The following is a 22702-nucleotide window of genomic DNA, read 5'->3' on the forward strand; positions in this document are numbered from 1 at the left end:
GGGGCGCGCCCGGCTTCGTTCATCCAAACGGCGCTAAGGCCGCTTAGGGCTTGGCCAGCTTGCCGGCCGTCTTCTCGGCCGCCAGGCGGTCTCGGATGTGCTGGGCACGCTCGGACGAGGCGGGGTGCGAGCTGAGCATGCTGCTGTTGTCGCCCAGCTTGGCCAGCTTTTCGAAGGCGGTGACCAGGCCATCGCGACGCATCTTGGCGGCGGTCAGCAGGTCGAAGGCATAGTCGTCCGCCGCGGTTTCCTGGGCCTGCGAGAATTGGGCGTTGACCAGTTTCTCGGCCAGATCGCCGATCTCGGAGGCGGACAACGCAGCGACGGCGGAATTGCCGGCGGAGGCGGCTGCCTGGCGGGCGGCGCCGGCGGCGTAGGCAACCTGCATGGCTTTCTTCGAATGGCCGAGCGCGACATGGCCGATTTCGTGGCCGATGACACCGCGCAGTTCGTTGTCGTTCATCTTCTCCATCAGGCCGGAATAGACGCGTACGCAGCCATTGTTCATGGCCCAGGCATTGATTTCCTTGGTCTCGTACACCTTGTAGTTGAGAGCGACGCCTTCGACCTCCTTGGGCATGCCCTTGACCAGCCTGGCCAGGCGCTGCGCCGCCTTGCCCTTCGGCGGCGCAAGCTTGGCCTTGCCATCCATCTCGGCACAGGATTTATCGGCCAGCTGCATCACGTCGGCGTCGCTCAGCGTCACGGCCTGGGCTGCTGCCGCCGAGGCCTTGAGCAGCCCTTCGGCATCGGCGCTGGAAGCGACGTTGCCGGTATTGCTGCAGGCGGCCAGGGTAAAGGCAGCGAGAACAGCGGCCAACAGCGGGCGGATCGGGCGGCCTGTTGCGTTATCGGAAAGAGAAGAACGGTTCATGGATTTATCCTGTCGTGTTGGCGAGAAGGCCGCCAGGCGGCGGCAAGGGCCGAAATATTATCACATGAGCATAATTTGATTGTCATTGACGCACAGCAGACGACCGAAGCAGCCGCCGCCCCTTACTGTACAAATCAACAGCTGTTCGTGCATGTCAGCCCTGTTTTGCGTATAGTTCCCCCTCTCCCCAACCGTTCCCGAACAGCGATGGAAACCATCCGCATCCGCGGTGCGCGCACCCACAATCTGAAGAACATCAATCTTGACCTGCCGCGCGACCAGCTCATCGTGATCACCGGCCTGTCCGGCTCCGGCAAGTCCTCGCTGGCTTTCGACACGCTGTACGCCGAAGGCCAGCGCCGCTATGTCGAATCGCTGTCGGCCTATGCCCGGCAGTTTCTGCAGTTGATGGAAAAGCCGGATGTCGACCTGATCGAAGGCCTGAGCCCCGCCATTTCCATCGAGCAGAAGGCGACCTCGCACAATCCGCGCTCGACGGTGGGCACGGTCACCGAAATCCACGACTACCTGCGCCTGCTCTACGCCCGCGCCGGCACGCCCTACTGCCCGGACCACAACCAGCCGCTGGAGGCGCAGACCGTCTCGCAGATGGTCGACAGCGTGCTCGCCCTGCCGGCCGAAACCAAGCTGATGATCCTCGCCCCGGTGGTGGCCAACCGCAAGGGCGAACAACTCGACCTGTTCACCGAACTGCGCGCCCAGGGTTTCGCCCGCGTCCGGGTCGATGGCACCGTCTATGAAATCGACGCCGTACCCAAGCTGGCCAAGACGCAGAAGCACACCGTCGACGTCGTCGTTGACCGCCTGAAGGTGCGCGACGACATGCGCCAACGCCTGGCCGAATCCTTCGAGACGGCGCTGCGCCACGCCGAAGGACGGGCCATCGCGCTGGAAATGGACAGCAACGTCGAGCACCTGTTCTCGGCCAAGTTCGCCTGCCCGGTCTGTTCCTACGCCCTGCAGGAACTTGAGCCGCGCCTCTTCTCCTTCAACAACCCGATGGGTGCCTGCCCGAAATGCGACGGCTTGGGCGTCATCCAGTTCTTCGATCCCAAGCGCGTCGTCACCAACCCGGCCGCCTCGCTGGCCGCCGGCGCCATTCGTGGCTGGGACAAGAAGAACCAGTTCTACTTCCAGATCATCGAGTCGCTCGCCGCGCACTATGATTTCTCGGTTGATACGCCCTGGCAGGAGTTGCCGGAGACTGTTCGCCAGACCATCCTCTACGGCTCCGGCAACCAGTCGATCAACATCCGCTACCTGAACGAAAAGGGCACCCGCTTCGAACGCACGCACACCTTCGAGGGCATCATCCCCAACCTCGAACGCCGTTACCGGGGCAGCGACTCGACCGCCGTGCGTGAGGAACTGGCCAAGTACATCAGTAACTCGACCTGCCCGACCTGTGCGGGTACCCGCCTGCGCACCGAGGCACGGCATGTCCGCGTCGGCGACAAGACCCTGCACGAGATCAGCCGCCTGCCGCTCGGCGAGGCGCGCAACTATTTCAACTGCCTGACGCTGACCGGCGCCAAGGCGCAGGTAGCCGAGAAGATCCTCAAGGAAATCACTGCCCGCCTGTCCTTCCTGATCAACGTCGGCCTCGATTACCTGTGTCTCGAACGCTCGGCCGAAACGCTGTCCGGCGGCGAGGCGCAGCGCATCCGGCTGGCTTCTCAGATCGGCTCCGGCCTGACCGGCGTCATGTACGTGCTCGATGAACCGTCCATCGGCCTGCACCAGCGCGACAACGACCGCCTGCTCGAAACCCTGAAGAACCTGCGCGACATGGGCAATACCGTGCTCGTGGTGGAACATGACGAGGATGCCATCCGCAACGCCGACTACGTGGTCGACATCGGCCCCGGGGCGGGCGTGCATGGCGGCAGCATCGTCGCCGAGGGCACTCCGGCCGAGGTCGCCGCCAATCCGGCGTCGATGACCGGCGATTACCTGTCCGGCCGCAAGGCCATCCTCGCCCCCACGAAACGCCGGCAGCCAAACCCGGATAAGCAACTGAAAGTGATCGGTGCCCACGGCAACAACCTGCGCGATGTCACGCTGGAAATCCCGGGCGGGCTATTCACCTGCATCACCGGCGTCTCGGGTTCCGGCAAATCGACGCTGATCAACGACACGCTGTACGCGGCAGCCGCCAAGCACCTCTACGGCTCCAGCACCGAACCGGCACCGTACAAGGAAATCACCGGTCTCGACCTGTTCGACAAGGTGATCAACGTCGACCAGGCGCCGATCGGCCGCACGCCGCGCTCCAACCCGGCGACCTATACCGGCCTGCTGACGCCGATCCGCGAGCTGTTTTCGCAAGTGCCGGAATCGCGGGCCCGCGGCTACGGCCCCGGTCGCTTCAGCTTCAACGTCAAGGGCGGTCGCTGCGAAGCCTGCCAGGGCGACGGCATGATCAAGGTCGAGATGCACTTCCTGCCCGACATCTACGTGCCCTGCGACGTCTGCCACGGCAAGCGCTACAACCGCGAGACGCTGGAAATCCAGTACAAGGGCAAGAACATCCACGACATCCTCGGCATGACCGTCGAGCAGGCGCGTGAATTCTTCGATGCCGTGCCGGTCGTCGCCCGCAAGCTGCAGACCCTGGTTGATGTCGGCCTCAGCTACATCACCCTCGGCCAGAGCGCGACCACGCTCTCCGGTGGCGAGGCGCAGCGCGTCAAGCTGGCCCTCGAACTCTCCAAGCGCGACACCGGGCGCACGCTGTACATCCTCGACGAACCGACCACCGGCCTGCACTTCCAGGACATCGAGATGCTGCTCAGCGTGCTGCAGCGCTTGGCCGCCAACGGCAATACCATCGTCGTCATCGAGCACAACCTCGACGTGATCAAGACCGCCGACTGGATCGTCGACCTCGGCCCCGAGGGCGGCGGCGGCGGCGGCCGCATCCTGGTTGCCGGCCCGCCTGAAATCGTCGCGAAACACAAAACCAGCCATACTGGCCGCTTCCTCAAACCGCTACTGGAAAAATCGGCATGAGCCACGAACCGGCCAAGAGCGCCATCGACGAATTCAAGGGCAAGCAGGGCCTGACCCGGCTGATCAACGCGCTGGGTTATTCGAAGGATGGCTTGTCGGCGGCCTGGAAGAACGAAGCAGCGTTTCGCGAGGAAGTCCTGCTTGCCGCAGTGACCCTACCGCTCGCCTTCTACCTGGGCCAGACCGGCATTGAGCGGGCCCTGCTCGCTGGCAGCATCCTGTTCATCCTGATTGTCGAAATCCTCAATTCGGCGGTCGAGGCGGTGGTCGACAAGGCCTCGCCGGAAAAGCACGAGCTGGCCAAGCGGGCCAAGGACATGGGCAGTGCCGCCGTGCTGTTGTCGCTGCTCAACGCCGCCGTGATCTGGGCCTGCGTGCTGTGGCGCTGAGCGCCGACTGAGCCGGCCGGCTCAGGGCCGGCGGCATTTGGCAGAGAAATCCATTTCCGGCGTGTAGACCGACGTCTTCACGTCGAGCAAGCCGAGCAGGCTGTGAAAGAGGTGGTCGTGGCTGAGCGGCGTTGCCGCCACCTGAGCGATGCAGCCCTGATCGAGCGCAAAACTGGCCGGGAAGCCGGACGAGAACCACATCACCATCGGCACCTTGGTCTGCACGTCAGGGGCGATCTTGTATGGCACACCGTGCAGGAAAAGGCCCTTCTCACCGAGCGATTCGCCGTGGTCGGAAACATAGAGCAGGGCCGAGTCATGGTCCTCATGCGCGCGCAGGGTGCGGACCAGCGACGCGACGACATGGTCGGTATAACGGATCGCATTGTCGTAGGCATTGACGATGCTCTCGTTGCTGCACTTGGGTAGATCCGGGTCCTCGCAGGCCGGCGTGAATTGCTTGAATTCATCTGGGTAGCGCTTGAAGTAGGCCGGACCGTGGTTGCCCATCTGGTGCAGGACGATCAGCAGGTTGCCCGGCGTTTCGCTGACCACTTGCTTCAGGGTGTCGACCAGCGCACCGTCGAAGCATTCGCTACCGGTACAGTGCGCCGGCGACAGGGCCGGATCAGGGCGCAGCGACTCGACCCCGTTGCAAACGCCCTTGCAGCCGGACTGGTTATCCACCCACACAACACGGAAGCCCGCGCGGGCCACGACGTCGAGCACCGATTCGCTGTTGCGGATGCGTGTTTCGTCATAGGCGCGCCGTCCCCAGGGTGAAAAGATGCAGGGCAGCGAGGTTTCCGTGTCCGTGCCGCAACTGGTCACGTCGGCGAAGTTGATGATGCCGGCCTCGGCGGCCAATTCCGGGGTCGTCTGCCGGGCATAGCCGGACAGCCCCCAGTTGGCGGCGCGCGCCGTTTCACCGAGCACCATGACCATGACCACCGGCTTCTGCCGGCCGCCCCAGCCGGTGCCCGGCACGGCATCAGCACCGACCGGCTCGCGCACGCGGTTGACCTCCTTGGCCTGGCTACGCGCCACCTGGCTCAGCGAATAGAGGTAATTGGCCGGCGTCACCAGGAAACGCAGTTCGCGGTTGTTGCGCATCAACGAGGCGAGATCCTGGAAATTGACGAACACTGCGCCGCCCGCCACGAGCAGGGCAAGCAGCAGGCTGCCGGCACGCACCAGCAGGGCGCGCCCGAACGGCCGCTGGCGCAGGCGGACGCGGCTCAGCAGCCAGATCGGCAGGACGGCATAGAGCAGAAGCTGCGGGATCAACGACCAGGTCATCAGATCGCGCGCCTCGCGCACATCGGTGGCCAGCACGTTGCGCAGCATGGCGGTGTCGAGATAGACCTTGTAGCGGGTCATGAAATGCACGGCGAAGGCCGTCACGACGAACAGCAGGGCGAGCAGCGGCTTGGTCGTCCAGCGCGTTGCGACGACGCCGAGCAGCACGAAATGAATGGCAACCAGGCCAACCAGCAGCGAACCGCCCAGCAGCCAGGTGCCCGGCTGAGCGAGGTCGTAGCCGGCCAGCGTGCCGGACAGGAACAGGCCATTGCAGAACAGCGCGAAGAACAGGCTGGCGAGCAACAGCACGCCCTCGGTGGAGAGGACGAGTTCTCCCGCCGCCAGGCGTTGAACGAAGGAAATGAGCGCTGTCAGCGGACGACGCATGTAAACCACCCGAAAAAACGAACCCGAAATTCTAACTGGCGGCCCGCCGCCGTTCAGGGGTTTTCTTGTGGTGAATTTGTGACAGGCGGCGGGCTGATCACCACGCGGTTGCGGCCCTGGCGCTTGGCTTCGTAGAGCGCCTCGTCAGCCTGGCGTAGCGCGCTTTCGATCGGGCATTCGCTGGCATCGGCCAATCCGATGCTGACGGTCGCCCGGACACGGCGCCCGTCGGCCAGCGGCACGTCGTGACCGGCACAGGCCAGGCGCAGCCGCTCGGCAAGCCGGGCGGTTTCGGCCGGACCGATTTCGGGGAAGAGAAAGGCGAATTCCTCGCCGCCATAGCGGCAGACAAGATCGGACTGGCGCAGGGTCTCCCGCACCTGCTCGGCAAAGGCGCGCAGCACGGCATCGCCGGCCGCATGGCCGTAGGTGTCGTTGAGCTTCTTGAAACTGTCGAGATCGGCCATCGCCACCGTCACCGGCCGCCGGTAACGCTGCGCCCGCTGTTGCTCCATCTCGGCTGCCTGCAGGAAATAACGGCGGTTCATCAGGCCGGTCAGGCCGTCCTTGTTGGCCAGCGCCTCCAGCCCGCGGCGAATCTCCTCGTTCTGGATGAGCAGCGCGTGGTGCTCGCGGATGCCCTCCTCGACGGCCTGGATTTCCAGCATGCGCGAGGTGTTGAAGGTCGGCTCCGGCTGCTCGGCGGACAGGTTGGACAGCGCCTGATCGATGCGCTGCAGCGGATGGATCAGGTGGCGGCGAACCAGCACGATGAAGGCGAGCAGGAAGAAACCGACCAGCACGAGCACGATCAGCAGCTTGTAGCGCGCCAGTTTCATGGCAGCCAGCGCCTGGTTCAGTTCGCCGCTCGCCAGGTCCACGCCCTCGACCGACACATCGTCGATCTGCAGGCCAAGCCGCCCCGACAGCCGCTGCCATTGTTCGTATTGCGCCGCCGACCGCGGCCGCCCGTCGGCCCACTGGCGCACCACCTGGCCGAGGAAATACTCGGTTTCACGGGCCATGGCCGCCGCCCCCGGGTGTTCCAGCACACTGGGATGGCTGGCGATCAGCGTCACGACGAACATCGACTGCTGGCGGGCCGCCGGCGAACTGACGGCGAAGATGCGCTCGCCTTCCTGGCGCAGTTGCTCAAGATTACGGGCCAGACGCTGGTAACGGATGATCTCCGGCACCGTCCGCTCCTGCAGCCGGCTGTTGGTGTCGATGACGCGCTGCTGGTCGTCGGCGAGCAAGAGGACGGCGACGCTGAAAGCCAGCACGAAGACCCCGGCCAGCAGGCCAAAGGCCTGGTCGGCATGGACACCGCGCGGACGGGGCTGGACGCCGGACATCAGCTGACGCGGAACGGCAGGAAACGCGAGTTGATGCGATCGTAAGCGCCATTGCGCTTGATGCGATCGAGGGCCATGTTGATTTCCTGGCGCAGTTCCGGGCGGCGCGGCGAAATGCTGAAGGAAACGTCGCCCCCCAACTCCGGTGCGCGCAACACGGTGGGGAGCAGGCCCAAGCGGCGGAAAGCCTCGCTTTTCTGCATGTGCAGTGCGACGATCATCGGCACCAGGGCCGCCTGCGCCTCACCGCCCAGCAGTACCCGCTTCAGTTCGCGGCTGTTGCGCACCGGCCGGGGCTCCCACCCCTGGCGCCGGGCATAGTCCTCCTGGATCGAACCCTGAACGACGGCGACACGCAGGCCGGCGCGCCCCGGGGGCACGTCCTGCCCGGCCAGCCACAGGCTGAGCGAACGGTAATAGGGGTTGGCCTGCGGCAACTTGCCCCGCAATTCCGGCATTTCGAACACGCCGCTCGCTGCCAGATCGGCCCTGCCCTGCTGCAGCCGGTCGAGGAATTCGTCCTGGTTGGTCACGTCAAACTGGCAGGTGGCGCGAATTTCGGCGCACAGGGCGCGGACGACCTCGACGCTGAACCCGGTCAGGCGGCCCGTTTCGTCGTGGTAGGCCATCGGCGCGGCATCCGTCGGCACCAGCACGCGCAGCACGGCCGGCTGCCCGCCCTGGGCGGCGACCCGGGTAGACAGCAAGAGCGCGAGCAGGAACAGGAGGAGATAGCGCGACATGCCGAAGTCATTCGCAAGTAACGACCGGACAGTATAAGCCATTCGCATACCCGCAGGGTGCCGCACTCCCGCGAATTTATCCGAGCGGCAGTTCGATCAAGCGTCCCTGCAGCGGGAAATAGATCGCCGCCCGCACCGGCAGCGGGTCACCAGCGAATAGCCGGGCGTAGCGTTCGAGCTGCGGCCGATGGCTCTCGGCGCGCGCAGCCAGTTCGGCATCCGGCAGACGGGCCGTCTTGTAGTCGATGATCCAGCGGGCGCCGTCGGCGATGAAGCTGCGGTCGATGACATGATGGCTGAGCCCGGCGGCATCGGCGGAGGTCCAGCCCTGCTCGGCCGCCGCCTCGGGGTGGGCGGCGAGCAGCCAGCGGCCGGTGTCGCTGCTCAGCGTGGCACGCAGGGCGGCGACGGCCTCGGCGGCACCGCTCGCCGCCTCGTCGGCAGCATGGCCACGCGCTTCCAGCCAGCGGCGATAAGCCGGCTGCAATGCTGCCACACGTTCGGCCGACCAGGCTTCCACGCCCTGCCCGGCGATCAGTTCCAGGCAACGATGGACCAGCGTGCCGACCGAGGCGTCGAGCGACAGGCCGCTGGCGGTCGCCTCGGCATCGAGCGGATTGTCGGCCGGGCGAACACCGCTCGGTGGCGCCTGCAGGCTGTCCGGCACGGCCGGTTGGCGCAGGCGGAGCAGGGGCGGCACGAAGGTCGCCGGATCGATGCCGGCCGCCGCCACCGCGGCTGGCGCGACGGCCAGCGCGGCAGCAAAGGCCGGCTGGGCGACACCCGGCCAGAGCAGGCGCAGCAGGCTGCCGCTGGCCGGTGGTTTCAGGCCGTCATCCTTTTTCTCGTCGGCCGCCGCGCTGCCGACCAGGTGCAGGCGACGAATCGCCCGCGTCGCGGCGACGTAGAGCAGGCGTTCGCTTTCGTGCGCTGCCCGCTCGGCTTCCAGCTTGCGCAGGTAGTCGTAGGCGGTCGGCTCGGCCTTGTCGCTGCCCTTCTGGCGCATCGGTGCGACCAGCAGATGTTCGTCGCCATCGACCCCGGCCACTTCGTCCCAGAGCAGCAGGTTGCTCTCGCCGCCCCCCGTTTCACGGTGCAGGCCGGGCAGGATCACGGTGTCGAATTCGAGGCCCTTGGATTTGTGGATGGTCATCATCTGCACCGCCCCGCCCTGTGGGTCGGCCGGCGCAAACAGTTCGGCGGCCTGGGCGGCGAGGGTTTCCGGATTCAACTTGCCGGCGGCGGCCAGCCGGTCGACCAACGCGAAGAAGGCCGCGACGTCATCCAGTGCTGCCGGCGCCTCCAGGCAGCGCGGCCCGCCGAGCATCAGCCAGACGCCCTCCAGCCAGCGGCGCGGATGCTGCCGGTCACGGGCGGCAAAGGCGGTGTGCAATACGCCGCGGACATGCAGCAGGCGCTGCCGGCCGTCGGCCGACAGGTGCTGCAGGCGGGCTTCGTCTTGCATCAGTTGCCAGACCGTACGACGCCGGTCGTCGGCGGCCAGCGCATGCAAGTCGGCCAGCGTCAGGCCGCACCACGGGGCGCGCAGCACGGCCAGCCAATGCACGCGGTCGGCGCGGTGATGCAGGGCGCGGTGCAGGGTAAGCAGGTCCTGCACGTGCTGGCGGCCATCCAGCCCTTCGATATCGACCGCCTGGAAACGCAGGTCGGGCGCGCTGCGGCGGATTTCGGCAACCAGCTTATCGAGGTGGCTGCGCGCCCGGACCAGCACCGCTATGCGCTCATCCGGCGCTTCCTGGCGGGCCTGGCGGATCAGCGTCAGCACCTGGCGCGCCTCCTCGGCCGCCGCATCGCAGCCGGGGCGCTCGATGACCGGATGCACGCTGACACCGCTATCGGCCCGCGCGGTTTTGGTCGCCGTCGATTCGGCATAGCGCACGGCACCCGTGGCCGGCCAGTCCTCGGCCGGGAAGATGCTGGGGAAAGCGCCATTGACCCAATCGACGATGCCCGGATAGGAGCGATTGTTGCGGTAGAGGCGCAGGTGTTCGAGGTGGATGCTGCCGATGCCGCGTTCGCGGACACGCAGGAAGAGGCCGACATCGGCCTTGCGGAAGCGGTAGATGGACTGCATCGGGTCGCCGACCACGAACAGCGTGCGCCCGTCGTCCGGCAGCCAGCCTCGCGTCAGGCGGTTGAGCAGGCCGACCTGGGTCGGACTGGTGTCCTGGAATTCATCGACCAGCAGATGGCGGATGGCATAGTCGAGGGCCTGCGCCAGATCGGTCGGCGCCTCGTCCTCACCCAGCGCCAGGCCGGCACGGGCGGCGATCTCGATGAAATCGACCTCGCCGGTCTCCTGGAAGGCCAGCCAGAGTTGCCCGGCGGCCAGCCGGAGCAGGCGGGAGAAGCACTCGACGGTCGCCCATTCGGTTTCGCTCAGCTGCGGCTGCGGCAGCGCGAGCAGCACGCCGAGCACCTCCTCCACCCCACTCGTGGCGCGCAGCTCGGCAAGCAGTTCGAGCATCGCCTTCTTCTGATCGGCGAATTCCTTGTCGGCAGGAAAGCCACAGCGTTTGTCCACCGTCTTGCGCACACTGCCGGTACCGGTCAGCAGCAAGCCGGCCAGGGCCTGCCAGCGCGGCAGATCGGCGATGCCGGCAGTGAGCGGTGCCGCCCATTCGGCCAGCGCATCGCAGATGCCCGGCGCGTTGGCGGCGGCAAAGCGGGCCAGCGGCATGAGCAGCGACTGTACCCGGCCATTCACCAGGCTGGCCGCCGTCGCCAGATCGCGCTCGATCAGCGCCGCGAAGCCGGCTTCGACCTCGGCCTTCATCGCACCGCTCTCGATGCGCGAGGCGTGGTGCAGCCACTGGTCGCGCTTGCCGAGCATGGCGACGAGCAGGCTTTCCAGACGCCCGGCGTTGTTGTCCATGAAGGCCAGCGCACCGGCCACCACGTCGGCGTCGTCGCCGCCGGCCTCGACCATTTCCAGCGTACGGCGTGCCGCGGCCGCGTAGTGCGCTTCGGCGTCCTCGGCGACGCCGGGCTGGCTGCCGAAACGGCTGAGGTAGGGCATCTGCCTAGCCAGGCTGGCGCACAGCGCGTCGAGCGTCGTGATGCGCAGGCGCCCGGGATGGTCGAGCAGGCCCCAGGCGCGCTCGGCATCGCGCGCCAGTGCCTGGCTGGCCAGGCGGAAGGTCAGCTGCTTGTGCGGCTCGACCGGCAAGACGCCGCTTGCTGCCGTTTCGAGGCTACGCAGGATGCGGTCGCGCATCTCGGTCGCTGCCTTGTTGGTGAAGGTCAGCGCCAGCACTTCCTCGGGATGCTCGACGGTGGCGAGCAGGCGCAGGTAGCGCTGGGTGAGCAGTTCGGTCTTGCCCGCCCCGGCCGGCGCCTCGACGATGAAGGAGGCAAGTGCCAGCGCCCGTTCGCGGGCGGCGTGGTCTTCGGCCAGGCGGTCGGGCGGCGTCATCGGCTCAGGCAATGCGGAACAGGCGGGCGAAATTGGCGATCTCCAACACCTGCTTGACCATGCCGTGCGTGCCGGTCAGTTCGACCTCCTTGCGCACGTTGCCGAGCTTCTCGCGCAGCAGGAGCAGCATGCCGAGCGCCGCGCTGTCGAGATAATCGACGCCGGAAAAATCGAGGACAACGGTGCGCACGGCCGGATCGGCGATATACGGCTCGTAGGCAGTCCGGAATTCGCGGTGCGAATCGAACTGGAAGCGCCCCTTCAGGCGCAGGGTCGCCGTGGCGTTGAGGACGGCAGTCTGGATTTCCATTTTTCTTCCTTGTCGCTACCTGTTCAAAACAACTGATCGCCAAGACACCGGCGATGAGCGCCCATCAAACGATCCGGCGCGCCCAGGCCGCCAGCGCCTGCATCTGTGCCGCGACCTGCTGGATCAGCCGGGCGTCGGTCAGGTTGCCGTCGGCATCGAAGCCACCGGCGAAGGCGTTGGCGAAGACTTCCGGCTTGTTGAGCGGGTGCAGGTCGAGGAACACGCAGACCTGGCGCAGATGGTATTGCGCCCGGGAGGTGCCCATGCCGCCACCGGCCCCCAGGATGGCGGCTGGCTTGCCGGCGAGCAGGGCGTTGTTCGGCTCGCGCGAGGCCCAGTCCAGCGCGTTCTTCAAGGCCGGGGCGAGCGAATAGTTGTATTCCGGGCAGGCCAGGACCAGCGCATCGGCGGCGCCCATCTGGGCGAGCAGGGTCTGGACGGCCGCCGGCTTGTCGCTCAGGTCGGCATTGTAGAAAGGCACGGCCGAGAGGTCGGCGATCTCCATCGAGACGCCCTCCGGCAGTTCGGCCATCGCCGCCCGCAGCAGGCCGGCGTTGGTGGACTGGCGGCGCAGGCTGCCGCAGATACCGAGGAATTTCAGTTCGCGCATGATTTTCTCCTGTTCAACACCTCAAGGGCCCCCATCGCCACCGACGGCCAGCTCCCCGGCCACCGCCAGCAAACGGCGGCGCTCCGGCAAACGCAGCAGCGGCAGCACTTCGCAATACTGCAGATCCTTCTCGTCGGCGTAGCAGACGCCCGCCACCCCGGCCTTCACTTCGCCGGCAATCGCATGCAGGCGTTCCCGCCAATGCGTAATGACCGCGATCCAGTCCGGGAATTCGGCCGGATCGAAGATTTTCTGCTTGTCATCGCCGATGCCCTGCACGCCGGGCAGGATGTCCTTTTCGTCGGCCACCCCGGCAAAAGCCGGCTTGTCGAGCAGCACCTTGGCGAACACCACCGCCGCCACCTCGTCGTTGACCAGCGCGGCATAGATCGGCAATTGCGGCTCGGTGAGGCGCTGGCCGGCCCAGTTCTTCGTGTCGATGCTGGCACCGGTCTTGTAGTCGATGATCACCTGCCGGCCGTCGGCCAGTTGGTCGATGCGGTCGACCACCATCCGGACCTTGATGCCCTCGATCTCGACTTCAGCCGGCTGTTCGCAGGCGATGACCACGAAAGGCAGGCCACGCCGGGCCTCGACCTGCAGCCAGAGATCGAGCAGCTTGACCAGGCGGCCCGCCTCCAGTTCGCGAAAGCGGGCCGGCAGGACCGTCCGCCGCTCTGTCTCGAAGCCTTGCAGGGCATCGGCAACAGCCTCGGCGATGGCCTGCTGGCGGTCGCTACCGGAGAGCGCGGCGAGCGCCTCCGACCTGCGTACCTGGTTCCAGAAGGCTTCCAGCGCCGCATGCACCAGCGTGCCGCGGGCGGCCGGATCGAGGCCCTCGACCGGCTCCTCCATCGCCTCGCCACCCAGCCGGTACTGGTAATAGGCCCAGGCCGGGCAAATCGCCTGGGCACGCAGCAGCCAGCTGCCGCCGGAGACTTTCTCACCCTCGGCCACTGGCGGTGCACTGGCATCTTCCACCTCGGCCAGCGCGTCACCCGCCGTACGAGCCAGTTCGCCAGCCAGCGTGGTCAAGCGCGACGCCTCGGCCGGGGCCGGCGGCAGCCCGCCGAGCAAGGGGCTAGGGCGCAGCACGCGGTTACCGTCGGCTTCGGCATAGGAAAAACGGACATCGGGTGCCGCCTGCAGCAGGCGGGCGTGCACCCGCCGGGCGAAGTCGAGCTCGACCTCGGCGCTGGCGTGGCTGGCCCCGGCGGCGCGGAGTAGCTCGGCCGGCAGCAACGGATTCGGGCGGGGCGGCGGCGGCCACTGGTCATCGTTCATGCCCATTACCCACAGGCTGTCGAAGGCCAGGCCGGCGCTCTCCAGCACGCCGAGCACCTGGATGGCCGGCTGGCCGCGCGTTTCCGGCTGGAACAGGCGCTGCCGGCAGAGCTGGCTGAGGCGCCGGGCCGCTTCGCTAAAGGGGATGCTGCCGAGCAGCGCGTCGAAGCGGCCAAAACCGTCAAGCACCTCGCCGAAGGCCCGGCGGGCCTGGAATTCGTGGCTGGACAAGGGCCGGTCGCCCGGCCAGCCGAGCGCCGCCAGGCATTGGCGGAAAACGCCGGCCCAGGCACCGGGCAGCAGCTTGCGCGGCACCGCATCGGTCACCGCGAGAAACGCGGCCAAGGCGGCCGTCGTCTGCGGGCAGAGGGGGGCGTCCTCGGCCGCCAGGCGTTCGGCCAGGCGGAGCACGGCAGCCCAGGTCGTGAAATACGGCAGATCGCGGCGCAGCGCGACATCCAGCCGGGCCCGGCCATCCGCTTCGCCTTCGGCCGCCGACCAGCCGCCGGCCAGCAGGAGGGCCGACAGGCGCGCCTGCTCGACTTTGGCCCGACCGCCGCCGAGGGCCAGCCAGTCGAGGGCGACGCGGATCAGCGGCAGGTCAGCCAGCGGCCGGCCGAGCGAGAAGTTGAAGCAGCGCGGCTGCTCGGCGGCATCCGGCCGGATCAGGGCCGGATGCAGCACGTCGTCGAGCAGGAATTCGAGTTGGTCGCGCACGCCGGCCAGGTCGGGCGCCACGATGCCGAGCCGGGCGGCTGGCCGTTCCGCCAGTTGCTGGCGCGCCCAGGCGACAACGGCGGCACATTCCGCCGCCCGGTCGGCGCAGGCCAGCACGCTGCGCCGGCTGCCGTCATGCGGGCCGGCCGGTAGCGTTTCGACATGGACGCCACGGCCAGCCAAGGCGGCCATCAGATCGCGTTCGAGCGGCGTGAAGCGGTCGAAACCGGCGAAGATAATGCGTTCCGGCAACCCGAAGTGGCCAGCCGCAACCAGATCGATCAATTGCCGCTGCACGCCGGTGGCATCCAGCCAGCCGCCGGCCCGGCACCGCCTGTCGAACTCGGCCTGCCAGCCGGCGAACAGGCGCGCCTCGTCGGAAGCCAGGGCGCCGCCCGGCTTGAGTTGCCAGACGCGACACAGGGCCTGCGCCTCGGCGGCCGAGGCCGCCATGCCCTGGATGTCGAACAGCGGGGTCGCCTCATTCAACGCGGCGGCAATCACCTTTTCCCAGAGCAGGCGCTCGGCGAAGGGATCGAGCGCCGCCGGCAGCTCGGCAATGCCGCTCAGCTGCGCCGCGTCGGCCAGTTCGCCCAGCCACTGGCCGAGCGTCAGCGCCCGCCGGGTCGGCCACACCGTGCGGCCGGGCGGCACTTCGCCGCGCAGGGTCTGGGCCAGGCGGGTCGTGGCGCACAGGGTCAGGCTGTCGCTCAAGCGCGTCGCTCCGTCCAATCGCTCAGTTGGCCGAAGCCGGGCGCGCCGGGGCCGCCGGCCGGGGCGGCATGGCCGGCGACGCAGGAATGGCTGGAGAAGCCGAACGGGCGCCCGGCATGGCCGGTGCGGCCGGTGCGGCGGGTGCCCCGATCGCCGAGGCTGCCGGCTTGCCCTCGGCCATCGGCCGGGCCGGCATGGCGGGTGCAGCCGGACGGGCCGGCGCCGGTTTCAGGTCGCTCGACGCCTGGGCGGGGCCGGCCGGCATCGCCGGGGCAGCCGGGCGGGCGGGACTTGCCGCCGGGCCGGGCTGGGCACGCGGCGGCGCCTGCACAGCGGGCCTGGCCGGCTCGCGCGGTGCTGCCGCGGGTGGGGCGGGCGGCACCTTGATGGTCCGCGAGCCGCCACCGATGACGACGTCGCGGCGGATATCCTGCAGCGTCGCGGGGCCGATGCCGGGTACGTTCTGCAACTCGTCAACCGACTTGAAGGGGCCGTGTTGCCGGCGGTAATCGACAATGGCCTGCGCCTTGGCCGGCCCGATGCCTTTCAGGCCATCGAGTTCTTCCGGCGTCGCGGTGTTGATGTTGATCTGGGCCAGCGCCAGGCCGGCCCAGAGCAGCGCGGCCGAGGCAAAAGTCAGGAAACGTGCTTGCATGCGTGCTCTCCCCGATGTCGTTGAATCGGGGAGTATGCCACCGCCCGGGCGCTCAGGGCGTGCCGATGAACAGGAAAAGGTTGGACACCCGGCTCGACGAATAGCCGAAGCCGACGTAGGCCTGACCGAGCGGCGTCTGGCCGCCCAGGTAGATGGCGGCCGAATCGGCCAGGCCGTCGCGTTTCGCTTCGGAATAGCGGGTGCCGACCTTGGCCGCCTCCAGCGCGAACCCGAGGCGCATGTCGCCGCGCAGACCGAGCGGCAGGCGGCCAATGATCTGCTCGGTGCGCAGGCCAACGTAGCGGATGTCGTCGCCGATCACCTGATTCGGGGCATAGGCGGTCATGTTCAGGAAACCGCCGAGATAGCCGGCGTCGTAGAGCGGCAGCACGCCGCGCGGCGAGCCGGTATAGCGGAAGCGGGCATTGAATACCGTGCCGCCGAGCGAGAACGCCCCCTGCAGGTTGGCATCGGCCCGCGAGTAGCCGACTTCCGGCGAATCGAAGTAAGCCAGTTGGGCCGCCCAGCCACGGGTCGGAAAATGCATGCGGTCGAACTGGTCGAAGTCGAGGCTCGCCTTCCAGCCGCCGAAGGCCGCATCGACATCGGGCAGCGACCGGCTGCCAATGTCGAGGTCGTAATGCCGGTGGCGCTGCACCCAGCCCAGGCGCAGGGGGCCGAGCAGGCCGACATTGGCGCCGAGATAGACGCCGTAACCGCGTTCGGTGACCTTGTACTGGGCGATGCGGGCGTCGTTCCGGTAAATGTTCTGGCGCGTCTGCTCGATGCCGGCCGACGCTTCGACGAAGTAGCGCTGCGCTGCATCGAGTGGCTGGTAGAAATTACCGCCAAGCCGGTTGGTTGAGCCGACATCGCCGGTGACGAGCAGTTCGCCGCCCAGCCGGTTGAGCCAGGTCGAATGATAGGCGGCGCGCAGGCCGAAGGCCGTACCCTGACTATTGTCGGCCTGCAGGCTGATGCCGAAACGCAGGTAGTCCGGCCCCCAGCGCTTTTCGAGCGGCATGACGCGCAGGATGTGCCGGTCGCGCTGGGTCAGCACGCTGTAATCGACGCTTTCGTACCAGCCGTCGCCATAGACGCGCAGCAAATCGCGGTTGATTTCCGACGGCCGGATGGTCTGTCCCGGTTCGACATGCAGGTGGCGCTCGACAACGGCCGGGTTGACCTTCTGCAGGCCGACGATCTGGATTTCGTCGATGCGCGGCGAACTGCGCCGCCTGACTTCGATACCCTGCCACCACGCGGCGTAGGCCTCGGGCGACACGGCCAGTCGGGCCAGGCGCCCGCTCAGCGCTTCGGCCGCCTGCCGGCCGCGTTCGGCTGCTTCCGCATGGCGCGAGAAATCGCCGGCGGTCAGGCCGTCGAGATCCGGCTGCAGGTAGAGGTCGCCATCGCGCAACTGGGCGCGCGACAGCTGGACGTTCTGCTCGGTCAGGATGGCGATCATCTGCGCCGAGACGGTGATCAGCGAACCGACTTCCTCGGCCCTGAGCAACGGTGTGCCGACATTGACCGCGATGACCACGTCGGCCTGACAGCGGGCGCGCACCTCGGCCACCGGCAGGTTGTCGACCAGGCCGCCATCGACCAGCTTGCGCCCCCGGTAATCGACCGGGGCGAGCAGCCCGGGGACCGACATGCTGGCGCGCATGGCCTGGCTGAGCGGCCCGTCGCGGAAGACCACCCGCTCGCCGTTGCCGATGTCGGTGGCGATGATGGACAAGGGCAGCGGCAAGTCCTCGATATTCCGCTCGCCCTGGTTGGCGCGCACCAGCTGGTTGAGGAAGAGCTTGATCTTCTGGCCGGTGACGACGCCGGACTGGTACTTAACGCCGTCGGTCATCACGCCACTTTCCGAACCGGGCAGGAAGCGGCGTGCCAGCTGCTTGCTGCGCGGGCTCAGTTCGGCGTATTCGGGGTTATCGATGAACATCTCGTTCCAGTCGACGGCGCCCAATGCGGCGCGCATCGCCGCTGGCGACAGGCCGGCCGCCCAGGCCCCGGCGACCAGTGCGCCCATGCTGGTGCCAGCCACGCAATCGACCGGCACGCGGTTCCGCTCGAGCACTTCCAGCACGCCGATGTGGGCGGCGCCGCGCGCCCCGCCCCCGCCGAGGACGAGGCCGATGCGCGGCCGGGCGGCATCGGCCGCCTGGGCCAGGGAAGACGCGGCCAGCAGGGCGATGCTCAGGATGCGGAACAGGGCGGGGAGACGGGGCATGGAGCACTTTCAAGCGTAAAAAAAGCCCTGCCGAGGCAGGGCTTTTCGGTACGGCGTCGGCGGATTACTTGGTGCCGATGACTTCGATGTCGACGCGGCGGTCCGGCTGCAGGCAGTCGATCAGTGCCTTGGTCTTCTTGTCGCCCTTGCACTTGTTGCCGGTGACCGGCTGCTTCTCGCCCTTGCCTTCGGTGTAGACGCGGTTGGCTTCGATGCCCTTGGCAACCAGGTATTCCTTGACAGCGGCAGCGCGCTTCTCGGACAGCTTCTGGTTGTAGGAATCGGAACCGATGCGGTCGGTGTGGCCGACGGCCAGGATCACTTCCAGCTTGATTTCCTTGGCCTTGGCAACCAGCTCGTCGAGCTTGGCCTTGCCTTCCGGACGCAGGACAGCCTTGTTGAAGTCGAACAGGGCGTCAGCGGCGACGGTGATCTTCTCGCCGGTCGGCTTGACGCCGGCCGGGGCGGCCGCGGCACCTGCCGGAGCGGACTTCGGCTCGCAGGCTTCCTTCGGCAGCAGGTCCTTGTCGCACTCGCAACCGGCCTTGTCCTGGGCGGCGGCAGCCGGGGTCCAGTAGCCATCGCGCCAGCACAGGCCGAAACCGCTCTTGGCGACGACGTCGCGCTGGTCGATCAGGTAGACGCGCTCCTGCGCGACAGCGGAGAAACCGATACCGGCCAGCAGGGCCAGAACCAGGGACTTCTTGGCGATGTTCATCATATTGGGCAAACTCCAAAATTGGTTTATTTGATTTGCAACCGTGAGATTCTATTACGAATCGTCACCGTTCAACCACTCTTGGCATACAGCCGACTGGCCAGTAACGGCGCCACTTCCGGTAACATCGGCCCATCAGGCGACGACTCGCGCCTCGCCAGGAATCCGAAATAACGATGACAAGAATTCGCGCCCTTTTCCGCTGGCTGCTGGGCAAATCCGTCTCCGCCGGCGATCCGCTGGGCGAGGCGCTGGAGCGCTTCCGCCAGCCCGAAGCCAACACGCTGGAGCTGCTCCGCCGCCTGGTTGCCGTGCTACGCCCGGCGAATGGCCACGACCAGGCGAGCAGCCAGCGTTACAAGGCCATGCTCGACCGCCTGGTCGCCGATCCCGACCTGCGTGCCGCCTTCTGCGGCCATGTCGTGCATTTCATCGCCACCCGCCGCCTGATCACCTTCTTCACTGACAGCGGCATCCTGCCGGGCACCGGTTTCTTCTCCGAATGGGGCCGCATCCTCGGTAACCGCTTGCTACCGGAAGTCCCCGACGAGCGCCGCCTGAAGGACTGCCTGCATGTCATCTTCCACCGCTCCGACGACTGGCGCTGGCTACAGGAGATGCCGACCGATCAGGCGCAGCGCTTCTGGGAATTGATCGCCCCCGAGCAGGTGCTCGGCAACATCGACTGGCGCAGCATCCAGGAGCAGATGCTCGATTCCGTGCTGCTCCTCGCCCACCGGGTCAGCGGCCTGGGCATCGAGAGCGAGCTGATGCGCGCCTCGCCCAATTTCGACGACGACCGGCCGCGCTTCATCATGCTGTCATCGGAGGCGCTCGAATTCGTCAACGCCTTCCGCGCCGCGCTCGACGATCCGGGGCAGCAAGCCGACGACGGCAGCCAGGTGCTGGTCATCGCCGACCAATGCCAGGAAACACTGCAGAAAACCCGCAAGCGGGCACTCACGGTCGGCACCAGCCTGCATCTTTCCTACCTGCTGACCCGCAGCGAACAGAGCCTCGAACGCCTGCGCGACCTGATCGCCATCCTCGTCGCCAGCCAGCGGGCGGAAACCCACGCGGCAGCGGTCCGCGCCTGGGGCGAATTCGCGCACGCCGCCTTCATTGCCGAGAACCGGCGCAACAGCCTGCGTTTCTACCTGGCCCAGCTCTCCGGCCTGCTCGCCGTCCGGGTCACGGAAAACGCCGCCCGTTCCGGCGAACACTACATCTGCGAATCGGACACCGACTATCGCCGGATGTGGCTGTCGGCCGGCGGCGCCGGGGTTTTCATCGGCCTGATGGCCCTGCTCAAGATCAAGGCCGCCGCGCTCGGCGCCCCGCTGTTCGGCGAGGCCTTCCTGTACAGCATGATCTACGGCCTCGGCTTCGTGCTGATCTACCTGCTCGGCATGACCGTCGCCACCAAGCAGCCGGCCATGACGGCACAGACGCTGGCCGGCCTGCTCGGCGACCTCAAGCTCAACCGCAGCGCCGATCTCGAACGCCTGGTCGATGTCATCACGGCCGTCTGCCGCAGCCAGCTGGCCGCCATCGCTGGCAACGTGATGGTCGCCCTGCCGGTCGCCATCGCCGTCGGTTTCGGCCTCGCCCACCTGCATGGCGCGCCGCCGATCAGCGTCGACAAGGGCGCCCACCTGCTGGCCGATCTCGATCCGCTGAGCTGGGCGCTGCCGCACGCCGCCATCGCCGGCTGCTTCCTCTTCCTGTCCGGCCTGATCACCGGCTACTTCGACAACCGCGCCGCCTACCGCGACATCGGCCCGCGCATCGGCCGGCTGGGCTGGCTGAAGGCGCTCTTCGGCCAGGCCCGGGCGAATCGCATCGGCAGCTACATCCAGGATCGCCTGGGCGGCATCATGGGCAACTTCCTGTTCGGCTGCATGCTCGGCTCGACCGGCGTCATCGGCACCATCCTCGGCCTGCCGCTCGACATCCGGCACATCGCCTTCTCGTCGGCCAATCTCGGCTACGCCCTGATCGGCTTCCAGTTCGACCTGCCGCTCAAGGCCATCGCCTGGGCGGCGCTCGGCGTCGCCGCCATCGGGTTCACCAACCTGACGGTCAGCTTCGCCCTCGCCCTGCGCACCGCCATGCGCGCCCGCGGCGTGCAGTTCGCCCACGGCGGACCGCTGCTCCGTGCGCTGTGGCGCCGCCTGCGCCAGCAGCCGCGCAGCTTCTTCCTGCCGCCCCGACCGACCGGCGGCGGCGCGTAAAATGACGGCGTGTTCGCCCGCCGCCCCGCCCCCCTCCTCGCTACCTGCCTGCTCGCCATCGCCCTGCCGCTGACGGCGGGCGAGTTGGTCCTGCAGGCACCGGACGAGATCGACGAACTGCTCGCCCCCTACCTGCCCGAGGAAGCCGGCAACACCCGCCGGCTGCAGGGTACGCTGAGCGAGATCCTGGCCACCGAAGGCTATTTCGCGCCGGAATTCACCTTCCGCGAGGTCGATGGCGAGGTGCACCTGAACATCGACCCCGGTCCGCGCACCCGCATCGCCTCCCTCGACCTGGCGATCGACGGCCCGCTCGACGCGCCGGCCCGGGCCGATATCGTGCGCGACTGGCGCCTGCCGATCGGCCAGCCCTTCCGCCAGGAAGACTGGAACACCGCCAAGCAGCAGGTGCTGGCCCGCCTTTTGGCCGGCGAGCATGCCGACGCCCGGTTGCTCGACAGCGAAGCGACGATCGACGTCGAAACGCACCGCGCCGCGCTGCGCGCCCATTACGATGCCGGGCCGCGCTACCGCTTCGGCAACCTGCGCGTCGAGGGCCTGCAGCAATACTCGCCGGAACTGGTCGCCCGCTATAACCGCGTCGTCGAATCCGGCCAGCCGTACCGCGAGGACAACCTGAACACGCTGCAAAGCACGCTGCAGGCAACCCCCTATTTCTCGTCGGTGCAGGCCGGCATCGACCGCGACGCGGCCGAAATCGGTGCCGATGGCACGGCGACGGTACCGGTCGTCGTCCGCGTCCGCGAGCGTTCACCGCGCCGGATGGCCTTCGGTGCTGGCGCCAGCTCCAACACCGGCGCCCGCGTCGAATTCAACTACCACGATGCCAACCTGGCCGGCCGGGCCTGGGAACTGGACACCGGCCTGCGCCTGGAGCAGAAGAAGCAGACCGCCTACGCCGACGTCTTCCTGCCGCCTGACCCGCGCTTCCGCCGCCACAGCCTCGGCGTCATGGCAGAGCGGACCGACATTGCCGGCCTGCAGACCGAGCGTTACGCCTTCGGCGCGCAGACCGTGCAGCAGCGCGGCAGTGTCGAGCAGCGCCTGTCGCTCAACTGGCAGAACGAACTGCGCGAGCCGGACGGCGCCGAGCCGGTGACCAGCCGGGCCTTGGTGCCGAACGCGATGTGGACCTGGCGGCACGTGGACAACCGGCTCGATCCGCGCCAGGGCACCGTGCTGATGGGCCAGATCGGCGGCGGCAGCCGGGCCACCCTCTCCGACCAGAACTTCGTCCGCCTGCACAGCCGGGTCCAGCAATACATCCCGCTCGGCCGGCGCGACACGCTGATCCTGCGCGGCGAACTCGGCTACACGCTGGCCGATTCGCGCCACCGCATCCCGCAGGACTACCTGTTCCGTACCGGCGGCGCCGGCAGCGTGCGCGGCTACGCCTACCAGAGCCTGGGCATCAAGGAGGGGGCGGCGACGGTCGGCGGTCGCTACCTGGCCATCGCCAGCGTCGAAATGACACACTGGCTGGACGAGGACTGGGGCGTCGCCGCCTTCATCGACGCCGGCGACGCAGTCGATTCGCTGCAGGATGTCCGCCTGGCGCTCGGCTACGGCCTCGGCGCCCGCTGGCGCAGCCCGGCCGGACCGCTCGGCGTGGACCTGGCCTACGGCGAACGGACGCGCGGCTTCCAGCTCCATTTCTCGCTGGCTATCCCGTTCTGAC

15 protein-coding genes are annotated in these 22702 nt (G+C 67.7%); 4 read left to right on the forward strand and 11 right to left on the reverse strand.

Going from position 1 to position 22702, the window contains the following annotated elements:
- Positions 1–43: 43 nt before the first annotated feature.
- Positions 44–874, reverse strand: a complete 831-nt coding sequence (locus tag K420_RS0102065; RefSeq protein ID WP_084019528.1) for a M48 family metalloprotease — start codon at positions 872–874, stop codon at positions 44–46.
- 207 nt (positions 875–1081) lie between these two features.
- On the opposite strand from K420_RS0102065, the gene uvrA reads away from it, so the two are divergent.
- Complete coding sequence (uvrA, locus tag K420_RS0102070) at positions 1082–3907, forward strand: excinuclease ABC subunit UvrA (RefSeq protein ID WP_027456588.1); 2826 nt, start codon at positions 1082–1084, stop codon at positions 3905–3907.
- The gene (locus tag K420_RS0102075; RefSeq protein ID WP_051452915.1) at positions 3904–4296 is read left to right on the forward strand and encodes a diacylglycerol kinase; all 393 of its coding nucleotides are present in this window, start codon (positions 3904–3906) and stop codon (positions 4294–4296) included. The genes uvrA and K420_RS0102075 overlap by 4 nt, the downstream gene beginning before the upstream one ends.
- Before the next feature lie 21 nt (positions 4297–4317).
- On the opposite strand, the gene K420_RS0102080 is transcribed toward K420_RS0102075, so the two are convergent.
- The 10 genes from K420_RS0102080 to K420_RS0102125 all read right to left on the reverse strand — a co-directional run bounded on the left by K420_RS0102080 (position 4318) and on the right by K420_RS0102125 (position 18772).
- Entirely contained in the window at positions 4318–5985 is a 1668-nt protein-coding gene (locus tag K420_RS0102080; RefSeq protein ID WP_027456590.1) for a phosphoethanolamine transferase, read from the reverse strand.
- A gap of 53 nt (positions 5986–6038) precedes the next feature.
- The gene (locus K420_RS19520) at positions 6039–7340 is read right to left on the reverse strand and encodes a GGDEF domain-containing protein (RefSeq protein WP_051452916.1); all 1302 of its coding nucleotides are present in this window, start codon (positions 7338–7340) and stop codon (positions 6039–6041) included.
- Positions 7340–8083: a substrate-binding periplasmic protein gene (locus tag K420_RS0102090; RefSeq protein WP_027456591.1), complete on the reverse strand. Its 744-nt coding sequence runs from the start codon at positions 8081–8083 to the stop codon at positions 7340–7342. Before K420_RS0102090 ends, K420_RS19520 begins: the two co-directional genes overlap by 1 nt.
- Before the next feature lie 76 nt (positions 8084–8159).
- A complete protein-coding gene (locus K420_RS0102095; RefSeq protein WP_027456592.1) occupies positions 8160–11519 on the reverse strand; it encodes a UvrD-helicase domain-containing protein in 3360 nt (1119 codons plus the stop codon).
- A gap of 4 nt (positions 11520–11523) precedes the next feature.
- Positions 11524–11829, reverse strand: coding sequence for an STAS domain-containing protein (locus K420_RS0102100; RefSeq protein ID WP_027456593.1), 306 nt, complete (start codon positions 11827–11829; stop codon positions 11524–11526).
- Positions 11830–11893: 64 nt separating this feature from the next.
- Positions 11894–12439 carry an NADPH-dependent FMN reductase gene (locus K420_RS0102105; RefSeq protein WP_027456594.1) on the reverse strand — a complete coding sequence of 182 codons (546 nt, stop codon included), beginning with the start codon at positions 12437–12439 and terminating at the stop codon, positions 11894–11896.
- Between the two features lie 21 nt (positions 12440–12460).
- Complete coding sequence (locus tag K420_RS0102110; protein WP_051452917.1) at positions 12461–15154, reverse strand: PD-(D/E)XK nuclease family protein; 2694 nt, start codon at positions 15152–15154, stop codon at positions 12461–12463.
- Between the two features lie 22 nt (positions 15155–15176).
- On the reverse strand, positions 15177–15809 hold the full coding sequence (locus K420_RS20680) for a ComEA family DNA-binding protein (RefSeq protein ID WP_084019530.1): 633 nt from the start codon (positions 15807–15809) through the stop codon (positions 15177–15179).
- Between the two features lie 52 nt (positions 15810–15861).
- Positions 15862–18051: a patatin-like phospholipase family protein gene (locus tag K420_RS0102120; RefSeq protein WP_027456597.1), complete on the reverse strand. Its 2190-nt coding sequence runs from the start codon at positions 18049–18051 to the stop codon at positions 15862–15864.
- A gap of 64 nt (positions 18052–18115) precedes the next feature.
- Positions 18116–18772 carry an OmpA family protein gene (locus tag K420_RS0102125; protein ID WP_027456598.1) on the reverse strand — a complete coding sequence of 219 codons (657 nt, stop codon included), beginning with the start codon at positions 18770–18772 and terminating at the stop codon, positions 18116–18118.
- Between the two features lie 173 nt (positions 18773–18945).
- On the opposite strand from K420_RS0102125, the gene K420_RS0102130 reads away from it, so the two are divergent.
- Both K420_RS0102130 and K420_RS0102135 read left to right on the forward strand, forming a co-directional pair.
- Positions 18946–21003 (forward strand): site-specific recombinase, encoded by a 2058-nt coding sequence (locus K420_RS0102130; RefSeq protein ID WP_051452918.1) that lies wholly within the window; start codon positions 18946–18948, stop codon positions 21001–21003.
- Positions 21004–21012: 9 nt separating this feature from the next.
- On the forward strand, positions 21013–22701 hold the full coding sequence (locus K420_RS0102135; RefSeq protein ID WP_027456600.1) for an autotransporter assembly complex protein TamA: 1689 nt from the start codon (positions 21013–21015) through the stop codon (positions 22699–22701).
- The last annotated feature ends 1 nt before the right edge of the window (position 22702 follow it).

Origin of the sequence: Dechloromonas agitata is5 (assembly GCF_000519045.1) — a bacterium.
GTDB classification, from domain to species: Bacteria; Pseudomonadota; Gammaproteobacteria; order Burkholderiales; family Rhodocyclaceae; genus Azonexus; species Azonexus agitatus.